Annotated in this window: 15 protein-coding genes and 1 riboswitch; of the genes, 9 read left to right on the top strand and 6 right to left on the bottom strand. The window is 72.1% G+C overall.

The genetic code is table 11. The features are described 5' to 3' along the window. Positions 1-326: 326 nt before the first annotated feature. From ACFYMU_RS02670 to fxsT, 3 genes are read left to right on the top strand one after another with little or no spacing between them, the layout of a single operon-like run. Entirely contained in the window at positions 327-1,838 is a 1,512-nt protein-coding gene (locus tag ACFYMU_RS02670; protein WP_388366914.1) for a hypothetical protein, read from the top strand. Then, on the top strand, positions 1,835-2,932 hold the full coding sequence (locus ACFYMU_RS02665) for an AAA family ATPase (protein ID WP_388366913.1): 1,098 nt from the start codon (positions 1,835-1,837) through the stop codon (positions 2,930-2,932). Before ACFYMU_RS02670 ends, ACFYMU_RS02665 begins: the two co-directional genes overlap by 4 nt. Next, positions 2,932-7,332, top strand: a complete 4,401-nt coding sequence (gene fxsT / locus ACFYMU_RS02660) for an FxSxx-COOH system tetratricopeptide repeat protein (RefSeq protein WP_388366911.1) — start codon at positions 2,932-2,934, stop codon at positions 7,330-7,332. The genes ACFYMU_RS02665 and fxsT overlap by 1 nt, the downstream gene beginning before the upstream one ends. A gap of 60 nt (positions 7,333-7,392) precedes the next feature. Here fxsT and ACFYMU_RS02655 read toward each other — a convergent pair whose 3' ends face one another. Continuing rightward, a complete protein-coding gene (locus tag ACFYMU_RS02655) occupies positions 7,393-8,796 on the bottom strand; it encodes a cation:proton antiporter (RefSeq protein WP_388366910.1) in 1,404 nt (467 codons plus the stop codon). A gap of 171 nt (positions 8,797-8,967) precedes the next feature. Between ACFYMU_RS02655 and ACFYMU_RS02650 the strand changes: the two genes are divergently transcribed. The 4 genes from ACFYMU_RS02650 (at position 8,968) to ACFYMU_RS02635 (ending at position 13,305) form a co-directional block, all read left to right on the top strand. Then, entirely contained in the window at positions 8,968-10,137 is a 1,170-nt protein-coding gene (locus tag ACFYMU_RS02650) for an alpha/beta fold hydrolase (RefSeq protein ID WP_388366908.1), read from the top strand. Then, positions 10,134-11,225 carry a caspase family protein gene (locus tag ACFYMU_RS02645; protein WP_388366906.1) on the top strand — a complete coding sequence of 364 codons (1,092 nt, stop codon included), beginning with the start codon at positions 10,134-10,136 and terminating at the stop codon, positions 11,223-11,225. The genes ACFYMU_RS02650 and ACFYMU_RS02645 overlap by 4 nt, the downstream gene beginning before the upstream one ends. A 130-nt stretch (positions 11,226-11,355) precedes the next feature. Next, complete coding sequence (locus ACFYMU_RS02640; protein ID WP_388366904.1) at positions 11,356-11,568, top strand: aldo/keto reductase; 213 nt, start codon at positions 11,356-11,358, stop codon at positions 11,566-11,568. After that, complete coding sequence (locus ACFYMU_RS02635; protein ID WP_388366902.1) at positions 11,569-13,305, top strand: HEXXH motif domain-containing protein; 1,737 nt, start codon at positions 11,569-11,571, stop codon at positions 13,303-13,305. A gap of 142 nt (positions 13,306-13,447) precedes the next feature. Here ACFYMU_RS02635 and groL read toward each other — a convergent pair whose 3' ends face one another. From groL to thrC, 4 genes are all read right to left on the bottom strand, one after another. Continuing rightward, on the bottom strand, positions 13,448-15,070 hold the full coding sequence (gene groL / locus ACFYMU_RS02630) for a chaperonin GroEL (protein WP_388366900.1): 1,623 nt from the start codon (positions 15,068-15,070) through the stop codon (positions 13,448-13,450). A gap of 438 nt (positions 15,071-15,508) precedes the next feature. After that, the gene (locus ACFYMU_RS02625; RefSeq protein ID WP_003986833.1) at positions 15,509-15,712 is read right to left on the bottom strand and encodes a cold-shock protein; all 204 of its coding nucleotides are present in this window, start codon (positions 15,710-15,712) and stop codon (positions 15,509-15,511) included. 449 nt (positions 15,713-16,161) lie between these two features. Further along, positions 16,162-16,437 carry a MoaD/ThiS family protein gene (locus tag ACFYMU_RS02620; RefSeq protein ID WP_159667017.1) on the bottom strand — a complete coding sequence of 92 codons (276 nt, stop codon included), beginning with the start codon at positions 16,435-16,437 and terminating at the stop codon, positions 16,162-16,164. 55 nt (positions 16,438-16,492) lie between these two features. Continuing rightward, entirely contained in the window at positions 16,493-17,773 is a 1,281-nt protein-coding gene (thrC, locus tag ACFYMU_RS02615) for a threonine synthase (RefSeq protein WP_388366898.1), read from the bottom strand. A 17-nt stretch (positions 17,774-17,790) separates the two neighbouring features. Then, a riboswitch (SAM riboswitch) is annotated at positions 17,791-17,933 on the bottom strand. Positions 17,934-18,155: 222 nt separating this feature from the next. On the opposite strand from thrC, the gene ACFYMU_RS02610 reads away from it, so the two are divergent. Next, a complete protein-coding gene (locus ACFYMU_RS02610) occupies positions 18,156-19,127 on the top strand; it encodes a glucosyl-3-phosphoglycerate synthase (RefSeq protein ID WP_388366896.1) in 972 nt (323 codons plus the stop codon). A gap of 122 nt (positions 19,128-19,249) precedes the next feature. Then, positions 19,250-20,692, top strand: a complete 1,443-nt coding sequence (locus ACFYMU_RS02605; protein ID WP_388366894.1) for a trehalose-6-phosphate synthase — start codon at positions 19,250-19,252, stop codon at positions 20,690-20,692. A gap of 633 nt (positions 20,693-21,325) precedes the next feature. Here ACFYMU_RS02605 and otsB read toward each other — a convergent pair. Beyond that, entirely contained in the window at positions 21,326-22,183 is an 858-nt protein-coding gene (gene otsB, locus ACFYMU_RS02600) for a trehalose-phosphatase (RefSeq protein WP_388366893.1), read from the bottom strand. Positions 22,184-22,188 lie beyond the last annotated feature (5 nt).

The raw sequence follows: 22,188 nt of genomic DNA, 5'->3' as shown, positions 1-22,188 counted from the left end.
AGGGGGCCGGCCGAGCAGCGAACCAGTTGGTATGTGGACGCTGCACCGATGGCACACGTACACCTCAACCGCTCCCGCGACGCGGTATTCCGGCACCCGGGCACCCTTCCGCGTGATCTCGGACACGTGTGCACGGCCGCGGCCGCGGCCGCCTCGCCTCGTCTCCGCCCCGGCTTCGAAGAAGTCCCGGACGTGCTCGACGATGCGCCGCCCGACGCGAGGGGCGGCCGTTTGACGATTGATCAGTTTTCCTGCTGGCAATGACAGTGACGTGGTAACTTCGCGGACCGAGAAGGGGAATCATGCCGACTTCTGGGGGATGGTCGGTGACATTGAGCGCGCCACGGCTGCCGCCGCCCAAGGCCCAGCTGCACCTGACGCTCGTCGAAGAGCTGTGCGCGCTGGACTGCGTTCGGGACCCGGGCCAACGGGTCCTCTTCGGGCAGACGGTCGGCGACTACCTGCAGCACCCCGTGGACCTGCCGGGCAGGGACGCCCGCAACGACGCCGTCGTCCTCGTACAGGCGGCGTTACGGGACCGGCAGGACCTGGAGGTGGGCGTCGAAGCACTGCTCTACGCGGTGGGTCTGCACGAGGGGAGCGATGTCGCGGGCGCCGTGCGCGAGCGCGTCCTGAGCGCCTGGAACCCCGAGCCGAACGTCCCGCTCCCGCTGAGGGAGGCGTTCGAGGACAAGGACGTGAACGCCGCCCGCGCGCTGCTCGCCGCGCACACGGGTGTCGACCGGGAAGAGCTGCGCGACCGGCTGGCCCATGAGTTACGGCTGGACCTCCCGCGCCACCTCACCCCGGTCCAGCTCTTCGACCATCTGCTGGATCTCAACGCCCAGGCGGACGGGCTGCCGCCCACCGTGGTCCTGCTGGAGTTCACGGCCGTGCTCACGCCCGGCGAGAGCGACCGGCACCGGCTGCGCGAGTGGTGCGACACCTGGTCGGCGAACACCGGCGCCCGGGAGGCGCTGCTGCGGCGCCGCGAGCAGATCGAGGCGGCGAGGCTTCCCGACCGGGAGATCCCCCGGTGCCTGACCATCATGGTGGACCCCGCCGACGACGGGTCACCCGACATCTTCGTACGGCACTGGGTCAACCGCACCGCGGGATACTGGGACCCCCTGTCGGGCAGCGTGGAGCGCGCCACGATGGAGACGCTGGGCGCCGCGGTGGAACGGGCGGCACGACGCGGCGAGGAGTTCTGGGCGAACGCGGACAGCGCCGGCGACGACACGAGCCCGATCCATGTCGAGTTCGTCCTGCCCTTCGCCTTGCTCAACCATGACGTCGCGGGCCTGGACATGGACATCGACGCCTCCGGCCCCGTACCCATCGGGCTCCGCTACTACGTCCATCTGCGCAGCCTGGAACGGATGCGCACCCGCGACCCGGCGCAGCTGCGCCGCTGGCGCCTGCGCTGGAAGTCCCTCAAGGCGGCCGCCGTGGCCCGACCCCACAGCTGGACGGACGACGACCGGACGACCGGACTGCGGATCTGGCGCAACAAACTCGTGGCGGACCAGCAGCTGACCGCCGTGACGCTCAGCGCTCCCGCGCTCGAGGGGCAGGCGCTGGAGCCGCTGAAGGCCGCCATCGCCGAGGGCATCGGAGTGGCCCTGTGGGATCGCCGGGACCCGGCGCACCAGCAGATCCCGGCGCAGCTCACCATGCTGATCGGATATCCCGCGGCCCAGCTGCCCGTCACGATCCACCGGCTCCGCACCAAGGCCGAGACGGACGAGAACGGCCCGCAGCTTCCGGGCAGACACGTGGCGTTCTTCTACGACGACCCGTTCAGGCTCATCGACTGCGAGGAGGTGCCGGCTTGACCGAGCACGAGAACGAGCACGAGCGGGACACCGCCGAGAGCGACGGGACGGGAGACCGCTCGTCCTGGCGGTTCTTCCACGCGACCGGTGCCGCACCCACCGGTGAGCCCCCGGCCCTTCCGCCCCCGCCGCCCTGGCGCGAGTTCACGGGCGAGCCGGTCCAGCCCGCCGCCCCCGACGACGAACGGGCGGTCCACCGGCGCCTCGGGACGCACGGCTCCGGGCCCAACCTGCGGGACGAGGACATCGACACCGTCAACGCCGCGCTGCTGCTGCGCCGTCCGCTGCTGGTCACCGGGCCGCCCGGAGTGGGCAAGTCGACGCTCGCCTATCTGATCGCCCGCGAACTCGGGTTGGGGCGGGTTCTGCCGTGGAGCATCGTCAGCCGTACGACACTGCGCGACGGGCTCTACGAGTACGACTCCATCGGCCGCGCCCAGGCCATTGCCGCCTGGCGGGCCGGAGCGGACCCCTCTCCCGAAGCCGCCGCCGATCCGGCGGCCCCCTCGCCCGAACGGGCCCCTTCTCTCGGCGACTTCGTCACCCTCGGCCCGCTGGGCACGGCCCTGCTCGCCTACCGGCGGCCGCGCGTGCTGCTGATCGACGAGCTCGACAAGAGCGACATCGACCTGCCCAACGATCTGCTCCACGTCCTGGAGAACGGCAGTTACGACATCCCCGAGCTGGTCCGCAGCGCGCTGCCCACGGCCGACGTCTTCACGGACGACCCGGGTGGACGCGCCGAGATCGTCGGTGGCCGGGTCGCGTGCCGTGAGTTCCCCGTCGTGGTCATCACCAGCAACGGCGAACGTGAGTTTCCGGCCGCGTTCCGTCGCCGCTGTCTGCCCCTCGAGATGCGCGCGCCGAGCCGCGAACAGCTCATCTCGATCGTCGTCAGCCATCTGCGCCGCAGGCCGGAAGGGGTGGACACGCTCGTCGACGACTTCGAACGCCGGCTGCGCAACGGAGGAACGCAGTCCGTCGACCAGTTGCTGAATGCCGTCCACTTGACCACGGCTGGTAGTTTCCAGGCGGATGCCGACGGGCGTAAGCTGATTGAAATGCTGCTGCGCGACCTCGCGAAAGGCCGCTGATGGACGGCATTCCCAGGGAGCGCGCACCCGACGGCCACGAGAGGGCGGACGGGTCCTCCGTCGACGGTCCGACCTGGCAGGAGATCGCCGACGCCGTCTGGCTCGCTGCCGCCCGCGCGGACTCCGCCCGGCCTCCGGCGGCAGGGCAGGACGAGCCCACGGAGCGGGAGCCGGAGCGGCCCCGGGCCGAGAACACGCCCCGGACGCCTCCCGTCACACCTCCTCCCACCACCCCGGCGAACCCGACGCCGACCGGTGAACCGGGGCCGCCGCCTCGTGACCCCGCTGTGCCCGTCTCCGCCGTCTCCGCCGTCTCCGCCTCCGACGGCGAGTCCGCCGCGCCGGACCGGGTGCGGGCCGTCGGCCCGCGAGCCGACGCCCCCGCGCGACCACGGCCGGGGCCGCGCCCGGCGCCGCCTCGCCTCGCCAAGGCGCTGCACGGGCTGAGCCGCACGGTGCCCGCCCGCGCCCGCAAGGAGCTGGACGAGGAGCGCACGGCCCGGCAGGGCATCTCCGACAACCTGTGGGTCCCCTACCTGCGGCCCGCCGCCGAGAAGGCCCTCGACCTCGTCCTGCTCGTGGATCGCGCGCCCACCATGCGGATCTGGGAGGACCGGGCGGCCGCGATCGCCGTGGAGGCCGTCCGCAGCGGCGCCTTCCGGGATGTGCGCACGGCAGGGCTGGAGTTACCGCCGCGGGGTCGGGCACGGCTCCGCTGGTCCGGGGGCCGCCCCGGCGACCCCGGCGAACTGATCGACGCGCGGGGGGCGCGTGTCCACCTTCTCGTCACGGACGGACTGGCGCACGGCTGGGCGAGCCCGGCGGCGGACGACCTGCTGTCACGGCTCGCGCGCAGTGGCCCCACCGCCCTGGTGCACCTGTTGCCCACCTACCTGTGGCACCGCTCCTCGATCCACCCGTACCACGCCGAACTCGGTGCCGGCGGGTTCGGCGCGCCCAACACCCGCATCGACCAGCACGCGCCGGCGTGGGCGTCCCCCTCGGAGGAGATCCCGAGGCCGGGTGTTCCCGTCCCGGTGCTGAGTCTGAAACCCGCGTCCTTCGCGGCCTGGGCGGGCCTCGTCGCGGGAGAGCGCGGCGCGCTCACGGCGCTGCCGTTCGTCGACGCGGGCAGCATGGCCAGGGGCAGGCCGACGCCCGGGCTGCGTGCGCCGCGCCCGGCCGGACCCGCCGCGGCCGACGCGGCCGTGCGCCGCTTCTGCTCACTGGCCACGCCGACCGCGCGCCGGCTGGCCGTCCAGCTGGCCGCGGTGCCCTTCGAGTTCGAACTGATCGAGGAGTTGCGCCACCGGGCCCTGCCCGAGGCGGGGCCCGAGCACGTGGCCGAGATCCTGATGGGTGGTCTCGTCGACTGGGGCGACCCCGGCGGCGACGGCCGGCCCGACTTCGCCGAGGGCATCCGCGAGGCCCTCCTCGCCACCGGGACGCGCAGTCAGCTCGCCCGGCTGGTGAACCTCTTCGCCGATCTGCCCAGCGGAGGCGGCCGGGGGGAGCGGCTGCGGGCCGCGCTCCGGGACCCCGAGGGCGCCGCGCTGCCGGAGACCACGCCCGCCAACCGGTCCTGGGTGCGCCTCGAACTCGCCGTGCTCAAGGCGCTCGCGGGCCCCTATGCGCGACGGGCCTCACGCGTCGCCGCGGGGGTCGGCGTCGGGCCCGTCGGCGTCGGCGGAGCCTCCCCTGTCGTCACCGCACCGGGTGGTTCTCCCCATGTCCGAGGAGACCAGCCACCCAAAGCGGGCATAAGCGCCCAGAAGACCACCCGGATCTCCCCGAACGACAGCGAACCGCCTGGAGCACGTGTGCCGACGACCACCCCCCAACCCTCTGATGCCGAGGTCCGGAAGGCTGAGCCCATCATGGAGTCCAAAGTTGCCCAACCCCTCTTCGTCCGCTCCGGTCAGCCGAGGGTCATGGGGAACGTCCCGCCGAAGAATCCCAACTTCACCGGCCGGGAGAGCCTGCTGGAAGCCGTCGAGGAACAACTGCGCGCGGAGGAGACCGCCGCGGTGCTCCCCCACGCTCTGCACGGCATGGGTGGGGTCGGGAAGTCCCAGCTCGCCATCGAGTACGTCTACCGGCACAGCCACGAGTACAACGTCATCTGGTGGATCCCCGCCGAGCGCGACAACCTCGTGCTCGGCGCGCTCGTCGACCTCGCCCGCGCCCTGAACCTGGACGTCGGCCCGCAGGCCAACACGGCGGTGCCCGCGGTCCGCGAGGCGCTGCGCACCGGAAAGCCCTACGACAACTGGCTGTTGGTCTTCGACAACGCCGAGGACATCGACGCGGTCCGGGCCTACTTCCCCACCGGCGGCCCCGGGAAGATCATCGTCACCTCGCGCAACCGCGACTGGGAGCGCGTCGCCAGGCCCCTGACCGTCAACGTGTTCGAACGCGCGGAGAGCATCGCCCTGTTGCAGCGCAGGGCCAGAGACCTGAGCACCGAGGAGGCCGACCGGCTCGCCGAGGCCCTCGGCGACCTGCCGCTCGCCATCGAGCAGGCGGGCGCCTGGCACGCCGCCACCGGCATGCCCGTCACCGAGTACCTGGAACTGCTCGAACAGCGCAGGCCCGGCATCCTGGAGCTCGACCCCTCGCCGGACTATCCGGTCTCCGTCGCCGCCGCGTGGAACATCTCCCTGGACCAGCTGGCCGAGAGCAACCCCGCCGCCCGGCAGCTGCTGGAGATCTGCGCCTGCATGGCCCCCGAGCCCATCCCGCTGAGCATGCTGCGCGGCACCCGCAACGTCGACATCACACCGGAACTCGACCCCATCCTGCGCGACCCGGTGCTCCTGGCCCGAGCCACCCGCGACCTGAGCAAGCTGTCGCTGATCAAGCTCGACCACAAGAACGGCACCCTGCAGATGCACCGCCTGATGCAGACGGTGCTCGCCGCGGGTCTCGGCACGGAGCAGACCACGGCGCGGCGCAGCGCAGCGCACGTGCTGCTCGCCAACGCCAAACCCGGCTCCCCCGGCTCACCCGACCAGTGGCCCTCCTACCAGGCCCTGCTGCCGCACGTGCTGGCCAGTGGCGCGGTCCGCAGCCCCGACCCCTGGGTCCGCGAACTCGTCACCTCCATGGTGCTCTACCTGTACTTCTGGGGCGCGCACACCGCCGGCGCCGACATGGCGCGGGAGGCGTGGACCGCCTGGAACGCCCAGTCGGGGGAGGAGAACGCCCAGGTCCTCCTGATCGGCAAACACCTGGCCTTCCTGCTCCTCCAGATCGGCGAGGTCGCCGAGGCCCTGGACATCAACCAGACGGTCCTCGACATCTCCCGGCGGGACTCCGTCCCCGAGGAGGACCTCATCGACTCCATGACGCAGATGGCCGGCGCCCTGCGGTACAAGGGCGAGTTCACCGCCGCCCGCGCTCTGGACGAGGAAGCCGACGGCCGCGCCCGCGATCTGTTCGGTCCCGAGGAGCCGCCCACCCTGCTGGCCGCCCACAGCTACGGGGTGTCGCTGCGCGGCTGCGGCGAGTTCGCGGCGGCGCGCGCGCTGGACGAGGAGACGGCCCGTCAGTGGGAGACGCTGTACGGGCCGGCCAACAACCTCACCCTCAACACGATCAACGGTCTCGCCATCGACGTCCGCGAGGACGGCGACTACCCGGCCGCCCGGGTGATGCAGGAGGAGACCTACCGGATCTACCGCACCGTCTTCGGCGAGGACAACGCGGCCACCATCCGCGCCGCCCGCAACCTCGCCGTGTGCCGGCGCCGCGACGGCGCGCTCCAGGAGGCGTCGAAACTCACCGAGGAGACGCTCGAACGCTTCACGGTGCGGTACGGCGCCGAGTACCCGGACACCCTCGCCTGCGCCGTGAACGCCACCGTCGACCGGCGGCTGCGCGGGGACCTCGCCGGCTCCCGGGACCTGGGCGAGAAGACCCTGAAGCACTATCGGTCGACGCTCGGCCCTGGGCACGCGTACACGCTCACCACGATGACCAACCTCGCGGCGACCCTGCGCACCCTGGGGGAGATCGACGCCGCCGAGGCCCTGGACACCGAAGCCTCGGAGGCTTTCCGCGCGACGTTGGGGGACAAGCACCCCTTCACCCTCACCGCCGTGCTGGGACTGGCGAACAACCACTACGCCAGGCTGGACTTCGACACGGCCAGAGGCATCGACGAGAAGAACCTGCCGAAGTTGGTCGAGGCGTGCGGCCCCCATCACCCCCTGACCCTCTCCTGCCGCGCCAACCTGGCTCTCGACCTGCGCGGGCTCGGCCGGATCCAGGAAGCCGACGGCCTCAACGCCGAGGCCGTCGACGGCTTCATGAGGGTCCTGGGGCCCGATCATCCCTGGCTGGCGGCGGCCCGGCTCCACCAGCGGATCGAGTGCGACATCGCGCCGATGCCGCTGTAGGCGGCAGCGCGGACCCGGGGCGCCCGGCCCCAGGTCCGGCGTCGACCGCGCCGCGTGGTCTCAGAGGCCGCCCGGCGCGGTCGACGGCAGTGAGCCACCGGCCGTGTCGCTCGGATGCGGCGGCATCATGTGCGGGGCTTCGGTCGGCACGGCATCGGCCACGGCCGGAGCGGGGGCCGGGTCGTCGGACAGCCGGCCGGCGGGGGGCACCGGCAACCTGCCGGAGCGCTCCGCGCGTTCCCGCAGACGGCCGACCAGGACCAGCAGGGGCTGGGTGATCAGGCTCGTGAGGAGAGCCATCAGGACCAGCACCGTGTAGAGCCGGCCGCGCACCAGCCCCGCCTGGAGGCCGGCGTTCAACGCGATCAGCTCGGTCAGGCCACGGGTGTTCAGCAGCACCCCGACCGTGCTCGCGTCATGCCTGTCCAGACCCGAACAGCGGCCCGCGACCGTCCCGCTGACCACCTTGGCGGTGACCGCGAGCGCGGTCACCGCGAGCAGCGCGACCGCCCCCGTGGCATCGAGCCCGCCGATCGCGACGCTCTTGCCGGAGACCACGAAGAAGAAGGGCAGGAGCAGCAGGCCGATGTCGTGCAGCGGGCGCACCAGATCGGGATCCAGCGTGCCGCCCCGCTCCCGGGGGGTGACGACCCCGGCGAGCAGCGCACCGAAGATGACGTGCAGTCCGAGCGCGTTGGTCACCCACGCCGACGCGAAGGCGAAGCCCACCAGTACGGCCAGCCGCATCGAAGGATCGACCTCGGCACGCCACAGCAGGCGACGCAGCACCGGCCGGGCGACGCGCAGCATCACCGCGGTGAACAGCGCGGCCAGCAGCAGTCGCACCTGCCAGGAGAGCCCGCCGTGCGCGTCGGATTCGAGCAGCGTGCCGATCAGGACCGTCCAGCCCATCACATCGATCAGGCCCGCCGCGGACACGGCGACGATCCCCGGCACGGTCCCGGCGAGCCCGTTCTCCCGGACTATGGCCGTGAGCACGGGCACCGCCGTGATGGACAGCGCGACGCCGAAGAAGAGCACCGAGGCCGCCGTCAGCTCCTCGGGGGCGCCCAGCTTCGCCAACTGCTCGTGGAAGAGCAGCGCCGCACCCGTCCCGGCCGCCATGGGCAGCAGGAAGGCGGCGGTGGACACGGCCAGCACCGTGCGGGCGCGTCCGCCGAGCATGCGCAGGTCGAGCTCGTAGCCGACGGCGAAGAGGAAGAGCACGAGGGCGATCTGGGACATCCCGGTCAGCACGGGTGCGATCTGCTCGGGGAACAGGGTGGCGGAGAGTCCGGGAGAGATCCCCGTCAGCATCGTCGGCCCGAGCGCGATGCCCGCGATCAGCTGGCCGATGATCGTCGGCTGACGTAAGCGCCTCGCGAGCCAGCCCGCGGTGTGGGCGACGAGAAGGATGAGGGCGGTGGCACCGACGAGATGAGTGATCATCACCTCAGAGCTCATGAGCTCCCCCTGTGGAGTCCGGTGCCGGGCCAAGTGCCTCGGCAGGTGGATGCAGACCAGGCGCCAGATCGCTGCTCCCCCGCATGGCGGGGCAACTTTTTCAGGGTACTGCTAAGTTGACGGAACGTTGCGTAGCGTGATCGAGTCACGGTGGCACGGGGGGGCGGCTGAATGACGACAGTCCTGTTCATTCACGGCACGGGGGTACGGGAGCCCGGGTTCTCCGCCCTCTACGAACGCTTCTCGACGGGGCTCCGTGAGCTCGTCCCCTCCGCCCGGACGTCTCCCTGCTACTGGGGAGGGCAGCTCGGCGCGACGCTGGGCGCCGGCGGCCTCTCCGTCCCGTACTCCGGGGGGAGGAGCCGCGGCGGGCCCGTGGCCGACGGCGACGAGACGGAAGCCTGGGCCGAGCTCTACCGCGACCCCCTGGCGGAGCTGGCGCCGGCCGCGGCCGGCGGCGGCGCGGGCGAGGAACTGCCACCCGGCGCACCGCTGCCCGTCGAGCGCCCCCGTGCGCTGCTCGCCGCTCTCGACGGGCACGTCGACGACATCGCCACCGGCACCGGGCTCGGCGGTCCGCACCTCCGGGCGGCCGTCACCGAGTTGTCCCGCACCCCGCTGCTCGGGCCCGCCGCCACGGCCGTGCCCGACGACGACGACCTCGCACGGCTGCTCGCCCGCGCCCTCGTGGCGGCGGCCCTCTCCTCGGCGCTCGCCGAGGATGCCCCGGTCGTCCCCGACGGGGCTGCCAGGGACGCCGCGGTGGCCGCGCTCACCGAGCACATGGGCGCCCGCCCCGAGGGCTCCGAACGGGGCGTCGGCGCCCTGCTCGCCCGCCCCGCGCTGCGGCTGGCCACCCGCCACGCGGTGCGCCGTCGGCGGGCGCTCACCGAGGCCGCGCATCCGGCGGCCGCCGACATCATGCTGTACCTGGCCCGCGGGGAGCCCCTGCGCCGACGGCTGAGAGAAACGGTCGGGGAGCTGGAGCCGCCGGTGGTCGTCGTCGGTCACAGCCTCGGCGGGATCATCGCCCTGGAGACGCTGATCGGGACCCCCCTCCCCCAGGTCGAACTTCTGATCACGGTGGGATCGCAGGGGCCCTTCCTTTACGAGAGCGGCGCGCTGCCCGCGCTCGTGCACCCCGAACCGCTGCCGGCCCACATGCCCGACTGGCTGAATCTGTACGACCCTCGGGATCTGCTGGCCTACGTCGGTGCCCCGCTCTTCCCCGGACGCGTCACCGACATCGAGGTCGACAACGGGCAGCCGTTCCCCGCCTCGCACAGCGCCTACTGGACCAACCGCGCCGTCTACCGCGCGATCGCCGGGCGGCTGCCGTGACCGGCTCCGCCGCTCCCGAACGGACCTTCGCCCTCGTCGTGGGCATCGAGCGCTACGCCGCCGGTTCCGCCTGGGAGCTGCCCGGACCGGCACGCGATGCGCTCCGCTTCCGCGACTGGCTGCTGCGCCACGGCGTACCGGACGGCAACATCCTTCTCTGCCTCAGTCCGCTGGCCGAGACGACGACCCCCCATCTGCCGGCCGACCACGGCACGCTGCGCCGCCTCCTCGTCTCCCGGCTCCCCGCCCTGGGCTCGGGGAGGCTGTGGGTGTGGTGGGGCGGCCACGGCGTGCTCGACCGGGACGAGCGGCTGCGGCTGTTCTGCGCGGACGCCACCACGGCCGACAAGCGCAACCTGGATCTGGAATCGATGCGCAGATCCCTGGCCAGCGACGCGCTGCCCGGCCTCACCCGTCAGACCTGGATCGTGGACGCCTGCCAGACCTTCGAGGAACAGCACGGCTTCCACCACAGCCTGCCCGCCGAGACCCTGCCCACGGGGCAGCGGGTCCAGGTCCACCACCAGGCGCTGCTGCTGGCGGCGTCCCGGGGCCAGCGGGCCGTCAACGACCCGGCCCGCGGTACCGGCCTGTTCTCGGACAGCGTCCTCGACGCGCTGAACGGGTCCCCCGGGCCGTGGCCGGACCCGGAGTCGCTCTTCCAGGTGGTACGGGAACGCGTCGAGCGGCTCAGGACCGGGCGCCGCACCGAGCAGCTGCCGGTGCTGTCCTTCCACAGCCCGCAGCGCAGCGACCACATGTCGCCACCCGTGGCCGGGAACCCGTCGCACACACCGGTGGCACGGCTGCTCACGGCTCTGCTGGCGTACCCGATGATGGAGGACCCGGAGCAACGCCAGACGATGGTCGCGGAGCTGGGCACCAGGACCGTCGAGCGGATGCGGCGGCACAGCACGCCCCGCACCGACCTCATCGGCATCGTCCGTGCCCTGAGCCGGCAGTCCGGCGAACTGTGGCTGCTGTACGACTCGGTCACCCTGCTGGACGACGACGAGGCACGGGCGACGGCTCTGGAGGCGGCCGTTCGAGACTGCGCGGGCCCACGGCAGCCCGCGGCCGGCATCTGACGCGTGATCGACTGGCTTGATCGCATGGGCTTTCCGAGGCGACTCCGGTTCGTCATCATGGAAGGACCTGACGTCGCGAGCGGGCGCGAGCTCAGGGCGCAGGAGTGAGGCACACGAAGGGGGAAGTGCGTTGCACGAGCCGACCGGCGCCGACCATCCGGGGTGTACGGCCCTTCCGGGCCATGTCGAATCCGATCTGACGGATCTGACCGGAGTGAGCCTGGCCGCGCTCCGCGCCGTCCCCGCAGCGCTGCGCAACGAGCGGCTGCTCTCCGAGACGCGGCGTGCCCGCAGCAATGCCATGGGCAGCAGCAATCCCTCGGGCGGCGGCAGGGTCGCGTAGATGGCGCGGCGGCAGCACGGCCGGTTCCGCATGCCCGGTCGCTGGTTCGACGAACTCGCCTCCGGCGGCGGCTCGGCCGACGCGGTCGAGTTCCTCGTACAGGCCGAACGCACGCGGCGCCTCATGCTGCTGGCCGAGCTGCTCGACCGGCTCGACGAGCACCCGGACGCACTGCGCGGGCTGGGCACGGCGGCAACGGCCTGGCGGCTGATCGCGGAGGCCGCCGAGGCGCGTCCCGACACGGCCGAGGCCCTGCTGATGAGCCCTCAGATCGGCTGCTGGACCGCGCACATGCTCCGCCGCCTGCACGGCACCGCGGCCGGACCGCCGCTGTGGGCGGACGCCGGACACCTCTTCCTCGTCTGTCTCGTCGCCCGGATCCGGGCCGGGCTCGACACCGACCTCGTCGTGCCCGTACGCGGCGGCGAGGTCGCCCTGCCGACGCTCGGCCTCGTGCGTCTGGGCGGCTGCCCCGACGGGACCGTCACGGCCGTCGCACGCCTGCGCGGCCCTCGTCTGCGCCTCACCTGCGGTCGCCGGTCGGTGACGGTCCGTCCGCTGGACGGGGCGAGGAGCGACGACTGGATCCCGCTGCGCAGCTTCGAGCGTACGTCGATCTGGCTCGACGACCTCGATCCGTACCGCGACCTCGACGAACCGGTCCCACCCCGGCCGGTGGACGACGCGGAGGCGGAGAGCTGGCAGCGGATGTTCGGCGAAGCGGCGTCCGTCCTCCGCTCCCCGGGACCCGAGCCGGGCCGACTGCACATCGCGGAGGTGCGCCGGATCGTGCCCTGGACCGGCAAGTCCTCCGCCCCGGTCCATGACGACACGTTCCTGCTGAGTGCCACCACGCAGGACGCCTTCGGTTCCATGGTGATCTCCCGGCCCGCGAACGGGCTCGACCTCGCCGAAGCCATGGTCCACGAGTTCCAGCACAGCAAACTCGGCGCGCTGCTCCACCTCTTCCCACTGCTCGACGACGACGGCGCGGAGACCCACTACGCGCCCTGGCGCCCCGACCCCCGCCCCCTCACCGGGCTGCTGCACGGCGCGTACGCCTTCACCGGCGTCACCGGTTTCTGGCGCCTCCGGATGGACGACAAGGCGGCCGACCCCGACCTCGCGACGTTCCACTTCGCCCTGCGCCGCCTCCAGACCCGGCTCGTCGTCCGCACCCTGCTCACCCGGGCCGTGCTCACCGCCCCGGGCACCCGCCTGCTGCAGGGCCTCGCGGCCACGCTCGACGCCTGGCTCCGCGAGCCCGTCGCCCCCGGCATCGCCGCCCGCGCACGCGAGGCCGCCCTCGGCCACCTCGTCGAATGGCGCCTGCGCAACCTGCGGTGCGGCGAGGCGGAACGGTCGGCCCTCTCGGGCGCCTTCCGCGACGGCACCCCGCCCCCGCCGTCCTCGCTCCACCGGCCCGCGCTCACCGGCGAGCACTCCCCCTGGGCCGACTCCCGCATCCCCCTCTACTGCGCTCCGCCCGGCGCCCCGGTCACCGCCGACGCCCGCCTCGCCGCCGGCGACCACGAAACAGCCGGGCGCCTGTACGCCGAGGAGCTGCGCCGCGCACCGGACGACCGCCACGCCCTCGCCGGCTGGCTCCTCGCCACCGCCCGCACCACCCCGGGCCACCGCTCGCTCCTCCGCCGCCCCGAGCGTCTCCTGGCCGTGCGGCCCCGCACCCCGGTGGAGCTGCGGCGCGCCGCCGACTGGCTGGCTTCGGGGCGCTGACCGGGGCCTGTTGCGGACGTCCCGTCCGCCCCGCGAGGCCGGCGGACGTGACCGGCCCGGAAAACGCCCGAGGGCGGCACCCCCTGCGATCAGGGAGTGCCGCCCTCGGTGGAACGGACCGGGTCCGAGCCTGGTGTCAGGCTCAGAAGTCCATGTCACCGCCCGGCATGCCGCCGCCGGCGGGCGCGGCGGCCTTCTCCGGCTTGTCGGCGATGACGGCCTCGGTGGTGAGGAACAGCGCGGCGATGGAGGCGGCGTTCTGCAGCGCGGAACGGGTCACCTTCGCCGGGTCGATGATGCCTTCCTTGACCAGGTCGACGTACTCGCCGGTCGCGGCGTTCAGGCCGTGACCCGGGGTCAGGTTGCGCACCTTCTCCACCACGACGCCGCCCTCGAGGCCGGCGTTGACGGCGATCTGCTTCAGCGGGGCCTCGAGCGCCAGCTTGACGGCGGCGGCACCGGTGGCCTCGTCGCCCTCGAGCTCCAGCTTCTCGAAGACCTGGGACGCCTGGAGCAGGGCCACGCCGCCACCGGCGACGATGCCTTCCTCGACGGCCGCCTTCGCGTTGCGGACGGCGTCCTCGATGCGGTGCTTGCGCTCCTTGAGCTCCACCTCGGTGGCGGCACCGGCCTTGATGACGGCCACGCCGCCGGCCAGCTTCGCCAGGCGCTCCTGCAGCTTCTCGCGGTCGTAGTCGGAGTCGCTGTTCTCGATCTCGGCGCGGATCTGGTTGACCCGGCCCGCGACCTGCTCGGCCGAGCCGGCGCCGTCGACGATGGTGGTCTCGTCCTTGGTGATGACGACCTTGCGGGCGCGGCCCAGGAGGTCCAGGGTCGCGTTCTCCAGCTTGAGGCCGACCTCCTCGGAGATGACCTCGCCGCCCGTGAGGATGGCGATGTCGCCGAGCATGGCCTTGCGGCGGTCGCCGAAGCCCGGGGCCTTGACGGCGACGGACTTGAAGGTGCCGCGGATCTTGTTGACGACCAGGGTCGACAGGGCCTCGCCCTCGACGTCCTCGGCGATGATCAGCAGCGGCTTGCCCGACTGCATGACCTTCTCCAGGAGCGGGAGCAGGTCCTTGACCGAGGAGATCTTGGAGTTGGCGATCAGGATGTACGGGTCGTCGAGGGCGGCCTCCATACGCTCCATGTCGGTGGCGAAGTACGCCGAGATGTAGCCCTTGTCGAAGCGCATGCCCTCGGTGAGCTCCAGCTCGAGACCGAAGGTCTGCGACTCCTCGACGGTGATGACGCCTTCCTTGCCGACCTTGTCCATGGCCTCGGCGATCAGCTCGCCGATCTGGGTGTCGGCGGCGGAGATGGAGGCCGTGGAGGCGATCTGCTCCTTGGTCTCGACGTCCTTCGCCTGCTCCAGCAGGGCGGCGGAGACGGCCTCGACGGCCTTCTCGATGCCGCGCTTCAGGGCCATGGGGTTGGCACCGGCGGCCACGTTGCGCAGGCCCTCGCGGACCAGCGCCTGGGCGAGCACGGTCGCGGTGGTCGTACCGTCACCGGCGACGTCGTCCGTCTTCTTGGCGACTTCCTTGACCAGCTCGGCGCCGATCTTCTCGTACGGGTCCTCGAGCTCGATCTCCTTGGCGATGGAGACACCGTCGTTGGTGATCGTGGGGGCGCCCCACTTCTTCTCGAGGACGACGTTGCGGCCCTTCGGGCCGAGGGTCACCTTGACGGCGTCCGCGAGCTGGTTCATGCCGCGCTCGAGGCCGCGCCGCGCCTCCTCGTCGAACGCGATGATCTTGGCCATGTGAAGTGGTCCTCCCAGGACTGGGGGTGATTACTTCGGACCGCGCCCGCGCCCGCGACGGACGGCCCCGGCCGGTGGTTCCTTGCCCCACCCGGTCCGTGGCCTCACCGACCCGGTCCATCATTGTCACTCTCACCTTCAGAGTGCTAACGCCAATGATTAGCACTCGACCCCCCCGAGTGCAAGGCGCGCCCGTGAAGCGGGCTCGTTCAGGGGGGTGGCGGGAGACGGGTGGGCGCAAGGCGCGCCCGCGAAGCGGGCTCGTTCAGGGGGGGTGGCGGGAGACGGGTGGGCGCCGCGCCGGACGCGGCTGCGGCCTGGGTCAGGCCGGGTTCAGGTGCCGGGCGGCGTTCGGGGCCGGACGGACCGAGGGGCCCGTATCCCGGGTGGGATACAGGCCCCTCGACACGTCGAACAGTTCAGTCGTCGGCGCGTACTTCAGCCGGCCACGCGGACCATGTCGGCCTGCGGACCCTTCTGCCCCTGCGAGATCTCGAACTCGACCCGCTGGCCCTCTTCCAGGGTGCGGTAGCCGTCCATCTGGATGGCGCTGTAGTGGACGAATACATCCGCACCACCGTCGACCGCGATGAAGCCGTACCCCTTCTCCGCGTTGAACCACTTGACGGTGCCCTGAGCCATGCCTAACTCCCCTATTACTGGCCCTTGCACAGATCCACACTTCGCGGATCCGGGTCAGACCTCACCCCCCAACGGTTGGGGGCGTGCGCCGGAACGCGTCGACCGCGGCTGAATGTATCTGTCCAACTGCCGTGTGCAACAGGTCAATCGGACGAGAAATCCGGGCATGACCGGTCGGGAATGTACGAAGAATTCACCCGACTTCAGGGCAAGTCGGGCCCGACAAAAGGAGTGAATGGCGCAAAAGCACTGCACACTTTGGCTACTTCTTGCCGGGTGTACGGCAAGAACTCATAGGCCCCGGTGGGGAAACCGGGAGCACGTTCCCCAACTCTACCCTGCTCAACCATGCAGAATTGCCCCCTCCGTTTCTCTCACGGAGAGGGCAATTCGATGAACTCTCGGTGTTCACCCTTACCGAGGGTAAGGAACACTCCGCCGAGTGGCCGTCAGCCGCCCGCGACGGCCGGGATGATGGAGACGCCCGCGCCGTCCGGCGTCGCCGTCTCCAGGCCCTGCTCGAAGCGGACGTCGTCGTCGTTCACGTAGACGTTGACGAAGCGGCGCAGCTTGCCCTGGTCGTCCAGCACACGGGCCGCGATGCCGGTGTGGTTCTTCTCCAGGTCGGCGATGACCTCGGCCAGGGTGGCGCCCTCGGCGGACACCTCGGCCTGCCCGCCGGTGTAGGTGCGCAGGATGGTGGGGATGCGGACGGTGACGCTCATGCGGTGGGACCTCCGGTCGGAGTACTGCTGGTGGTGGTAGGGGGCGGGCAGGAGGTCAGACGAGGCCGGCCTCGCGGAACGAGTCGAGGGTGGGGCGGATGGTCGCGGTCAGGCCCGTGCCGGCCACCGCGTCGAGGGTCTTCAGACCGTCTCCCGTGTTGAGGACGACCGTCGACTTCGCCGGGTCGAGGAGGCCGTTCTCGATCAGCTTGCGCGTGACGCCGACGGTCACACCGCCGGCCGTCTCCGCGAAGACGCCCTCGGTGCGGGCGAGCAGTTTGATCGCGTCGACGATCTGCTCGTCGGTCACGTCCTCCACCGCGCCGCCCGTGCGGCGCGCGATGTCGAGGACGTACGGGCCGTCCGCCGGGTTGCCGATCGCCAGCGACTTGGCGATGGTGTCCGGCTTCTGCGGCCGGACGACGTCGTGGCCCGACTTGAAGGCCACCGACACCGGCGAGCAGCCCTCCGCCTGGGCGCCGAAGATCTTGTAGGGCCGGTCCTCGACGAGCCCGAGCCCGATCAGCTCCTGCAGGCCCTTGTCGATCTTCGTGAGCTGCGAGCCGGAGGCGATCGGGACCACGATCTGGTCCGGCAGCCGCCAGCCCAGCTGTTCGGCGATCTCGTACGCCAGGGTCTTCGACCCCTCCGCGTAGTAGGGCCGGAGGTTGACGTTGACGAAGCCCCAGCCCTCGCCGGCCGGGTCACCGATCAGCTCGGAGCAGAAGCGGTTCACGTCGTCGTAGTTGCCCTCGATGCCGACGAGGTCGCCGCCGTAGACCGCGGCCATGACGATTTTGCCCTGCTCCAGGTCGTGCGGGATGAACACGCAGGAACGCAGTCCGGCCCGGGCCGCCGCGGCGCCGACCGCGCCCGCGAGGTTGCCGGTGGAGGAGCAGGAGAGGGTGGTGAAGCCGAAGGCCCGCGCCGCCTCCAGCGCCTGGGCGACCACCCGGTCCTTGAAGGAGTGCGTCGGGTTGCCGGAGTCGTCCTTCACGTACAGCCCACCGGTCACGCCCAGCTCGCGCGCCAGGTTGTCGGCCTTGACGAGCTTGGTCCAGCCGGGGTTGAGGTTCGGCTTCTCGGTGACGTCCGCCGGGACCGGCAGCAGCGGGGCGTAGCGCCAGATGTTCGCGGGACCCGCCTCGATCCGCTTCCGCAGTTCCTCGGTGTCATAGCCCGAGAAGTCGTAGGCGATCTCCAGCGGGCCGAAACACTCCTCGCAGGCGAAGACCGGCCCGAGCGGCACGCGGTGGCCGCACTCGCGGCAGGACAGGGCCGCGGCGGGACCGAGATTCACGGAGTTCGTGGTGCTTGCAACTGTCTGCGCAGCCATTGAGGCGAGGCCCTTTCTCCTCATCTTCCTCACGGCGCATCTCGCCGTGAGACGGATTTGGCACCTTCCCTAGCCGTGAGCCTCGCTGTGACGACGAGAGCCGGCTGGAGGGTTGCCGGGGCTTCATCGGGCCGTGTCCCTCTGCCCCTCTGGATGAGCTGTATGCGGTTGTTTCACTGGTGTCGGCAGCGGCGACTCCCGACATGCGATGGTCACCGGCGTTGTTCAAGACTGTAACCGAAGGCCAGCAGAGTTGAGATAGTCGTCCGGTCCGCGAGACGGATCACACAGTCGAGACCCATTCGAAGATCCCTTGATCCCCTTTGACGACCGCGACCCACCGAACGTACCGTCGTCCGTCGAACGTGAGGAGCCGCAGACTGTGCTGGAAGAAGTCGAGCGCTGGCTGAGCACCCGCTCCTGGTCCGTGACCGACCGTCCGCTCCACCAGGTCCTGGCCGCCAAACGCACCTCGGGCTCCTCGGTCAGTGTGGTGCTGCCCGCACTCAACGAGGAGGAGACGGTCGGCGAGATCGTCTCCGTCATCCGCCACGATCTCATGCAGCAGGTTCCGCTCGTCGACGAGATCGTCGTGGTCGACTCCGGCTCCACGGACCGCACGTCCGAGGTCGCCGCGGCGGCCGGCGCGACGGTGGTGCACCGCGACGCGATCCTGCCGCGCATCCCGGCGGTGCCCGGCAAGGGTGAGGTGCTGTGGCGCTCCCTCCTCGTGACCGGCGGGGACATCGTCTGCTTCATCGACGCGGACCTGAAGGAGTTCTCGTCGGACTTCGTCTCCGGGATCGTGGGCCCGCTGCTCACCGACCCGGGCGTGGACCTGGTGAAGGCGATGTACGACCGGCCGCTGACGCTGGCCGGCGAGCGCGGCTCCGGCACGGGTGCCGCGGGCCAGGGCGGACGCGTCACGGAGCTGATGGCGCGCCCGCTGCTGAACATGCACTGGCCGCAGCTGGCCGGTTTCGTCCAGCCGCTCGGCGGCGAGTACGCGGCCCGCCGCTCGCTGCTGGAACGGCTCCCGTTCCCGGTCGGCTACGGGGTGGAGCTGGGCATGCTGGTCGACGCCCTGCACCTGGTGGGCCTGGACGCGCTGGCCCAGGTCGACGTGGGCGTGCGCATCCACCGCCACCAGGACGGCCAGGCGCTGGGCCGCATGGCCGCCGCGATCTACCGCACGGCGCAGCTGCGGCTGGCCCGCGGGCATCTGGTCCGCCCCTCCCTCACCCAGTTCGAGCGGGGCGTGCACGGCTTCGAGCCGCGTACGTACCGCGTGGACACGGAGGAGCGGCCGCCGATGGCGGAGATCGAGGAGTACGTGGAGCGCAAGGCCGCCTGACCGCGCCCCTCCGGGGGCGCGGGCCGGCGCGGGTCGGGCACCGGTTTCGGCCGTTGTATACGGTTCCGCAGACGGCCGAACCGCACGTTTGAGCGTTTTCGGCTCGGGCTAGGTTTCGTGGCATGGCTTCCACGCATGTGGCTTCGCAGCACGCTCGCGTTCTCGTCGCGTCCAACCGCGGCCCGGTCTCCTACGCGCTGGACGAGACCGGAACGCTCACCGCCCGGCGCGGCGGCGGCGGGCTGGTGTCGGGCCTGTCGGCGATCGGACCGGAGGCGGACGCGGTGTGGGTGTGCGCGGCGCTGGGCGACGGCGACCGCGAGGCCGTGCGCCGCACGGGTGGCGCGCTCGATCCGTCGGACACGGGCGGGCAGCGGGTGCGGATGCTCGACATCGCCCCGCAGGTGCACGCGGACGCGTACAACGGCGTCGCGAACTCGGTGCTGTGGTTCGTGCACCACATGCTGTACCAGACCCCGCTGGAGCCGGTCTTCGACGCGGGGTTCCGGCGGCAGTGGGCGTCGTACGAGGCGTACAACCGCGCGTTCGCCGAGGCGCTGGCCCAGGAGGCGGCCCCTCGGGCGGCGGTTCTCATCCAGGACTACCACCTCAGCCTGGCCCCCCGGATGCTGCGCGAGCTGCGTCCCGACCTCAGGATCGGCCACTTCTCGCACACGCCGTGGGCGCCGCCCGACTACTTCCGGCTGCTGCCCGACGACATCGCGGCACAGGTGCTGGGCGGGATCCTGGGCGCGGACCGGGCGGCGTTCCTCACCCGGCGGTGGGCGGACGCCTTCACGGACTGCTGTCACGCGGTCCTCGGCCCCGCCATTCCCTCGGGCACCCGCATCGGCGTCCACGGGCTGGGCGCGGACGGGGACTTCCTGCGCAGGCGGGCGCACGAGCCGGACGTGGACGAACGGATGCGCACCCTGCGGGAGCAGATCGGCACGGCGCCCGACGGCACCGCCCGCAAGGCGATCGTGCGGGTGGACCGCACGGAGCTGTCGAAGAACATCGTGCGCGGCCTGCTGGCCTACGAGGAGCTGCTCGACTCGCGTCCCGAGTGGCGGGAGCGGGTCGTCCACGTCGCCTTCGCCTACCCCTCCCGGCAGGACCTGGCCGTCTACCGGGAGTACACGACGGAGGTCCAGCGGGTCGCCCAGGAGATCAACTCACGTCACGGGACGCCCGGCTGGACCCCGGTCGAACTGCATGTGAAGGACGACTTCGCGCGCTCGCTCGCCGCGTACCGGCTGGCGGACGTGGCCTTGGTGAACCCGATCCGGGACGGCATGAACCTGGTCGCCAAGGAGATCCCGGTGGTCTCCGACGAGGGCTGCGCGCTGGTGCTGTCGAGGGAGGCGGGTGCGTACGAGGAGCTGTCCGAGGACGCGGTGACGGTGAACCCGTACGACATCGGGGGCACGGCGGCGGCGCTGCACGAGGCCCTGTCGATGCCGGCGGACGAGCGAGCCGAGCGCACGAAGCGACTGGCCGCCCAGGCCACGGCGCTCCCTCCGGCCCGGTGGTTCCTGGACCAGCTGAGCGCGCTGGACGGCTGAGCGCCGGCCGTTTCCGGCCATCGACGGCGACGGCACGGGCCGGCCTTCCGGCCGGTGCGTCCGGTCCGCGGCCGGTGCGGGGCCGCGTCCGCGGCCGGTGCGGGGTCGCGTCCGCGGCCGACGTGGCACCGGTCCGCAGCCGATGTGGGGCCGGGCCACGGACCGATGTGGCGCCGAACCACAGGCCAGTGCGACACCGAACCACACGCCGGTGCCGCGCCGAACCACACGCCGATGCGGCGCCGAACCACAGGCCGGTGTCGCACCGAACCACAGGCCGATGTGGCGCCGAACCACAGGCCAGTGCGGCGCCGAACCACACGCCGGTGCGGCGCCGAACCACAGGCCGGTGTCGCACCGAACCACAGGCCGATGTGGCGCCGAACCACACGCCGGTGCGGCGCCGAACCACACGCCGGTGCGGCACCGAACCACACGCCGGTGCGGCACCGAACCACACGCCGGTGCGGCGCCGAACCACAGGCCGATGCGGCACCGAACCACAGGCCAGTGCGACACCGAACCACACGCCGGTGCGGCGTCGGCTCGGGCCGCCGGGGTGTTGCCCGGGGTCGGGTCGGGTCGGGTCGGCTCGGCTCGCCGGGGCGCTTCGGGCGTGCGGGGCCGCTCGTTCTACCGGGGGGATCCGGTGAGGCGGTCGGCCAGGGTTCTCAGGAACCGGACGACCCCTGCGGGGCCGTCGACCACCAGGTCCGCCCGCGCGGCCAGTTCCGGGACCTCGTCGCTGCCGCTGCACACCAGCAGGCCGTGGACGCCGTCGGAGCGGAGCTTGTCGACGGCGGCGAAGGCGGGGAGGTCCCCGAGGTCGTCACCCGCGTACAGGACCGCCTCGGCGCCCGTCGCGCGGACCCACTCCAGCAGTGCCTTGCCCTTGTCCATGCCCGGCGGGCGCAGCTCCAGGACGAGCCGGCCCGGTTCCAGGACCAGGCCGTGGCGGGTGGCGAGGTCGGTGAGGGGTTCGCGCAGGGCCTCGAAGGCCGCCTGCGGGTCCTCAGCGCGGCGGGTGTGGACGGCGACGGCGAACCCCTTCTCCTCGACCCACGCGCCGCCCCCGGCGCCCGAGCGTGCGAGGACGCCGGGCAGTTCGGCGCGGACCGCGGCGACGCCGGGGTGCGGGGCGGGGGCGGTGACGGTGCCGGTGCGGGCGTCCCAGCGTTCGGATCCGTAGTGGCCGAGGACGACGAGGTTCTCGAGCCCGGGGACCCCGGCGAAGCCGCCGTAGCGGACGGCGACGTCGGCGGGGCGGCCGGTGACGACCGCCACGGAGGCGACCTCGGGGGCGACTGCGGCGAGGGCGGGGACCGCGTCCGGGTGGGCGCGGGCGAGGTCGGGGTCGGGGACGATCGGGGCGAGCGTCCCGTCGAAGTCGAAGGCGAGCACCGCCCGGCCGGGCCGCGCGAGGATGGCGTCGAGACCGTCGCGTCCGGCCGGTGTCGCGGGGGTCGGCGAGGAGTCCGTGTGGCTGCCCATGACAC

The organism is Streptomyces sp. NPDC007264, from assembly GCF_042869095.1.
In the GTDB taxonomy this organism is placed as follows: domain Bacteria; phylum Actinomycetota; class Actinomycetes; order Streptomycetales; family Streptomycetaceae; genus Streptomyces.
The sequence above is the reverse complement of the archived record's forward strand: the minus strand, read 5'-3'. Positions and strand labels throughout refer to the sequence as shown.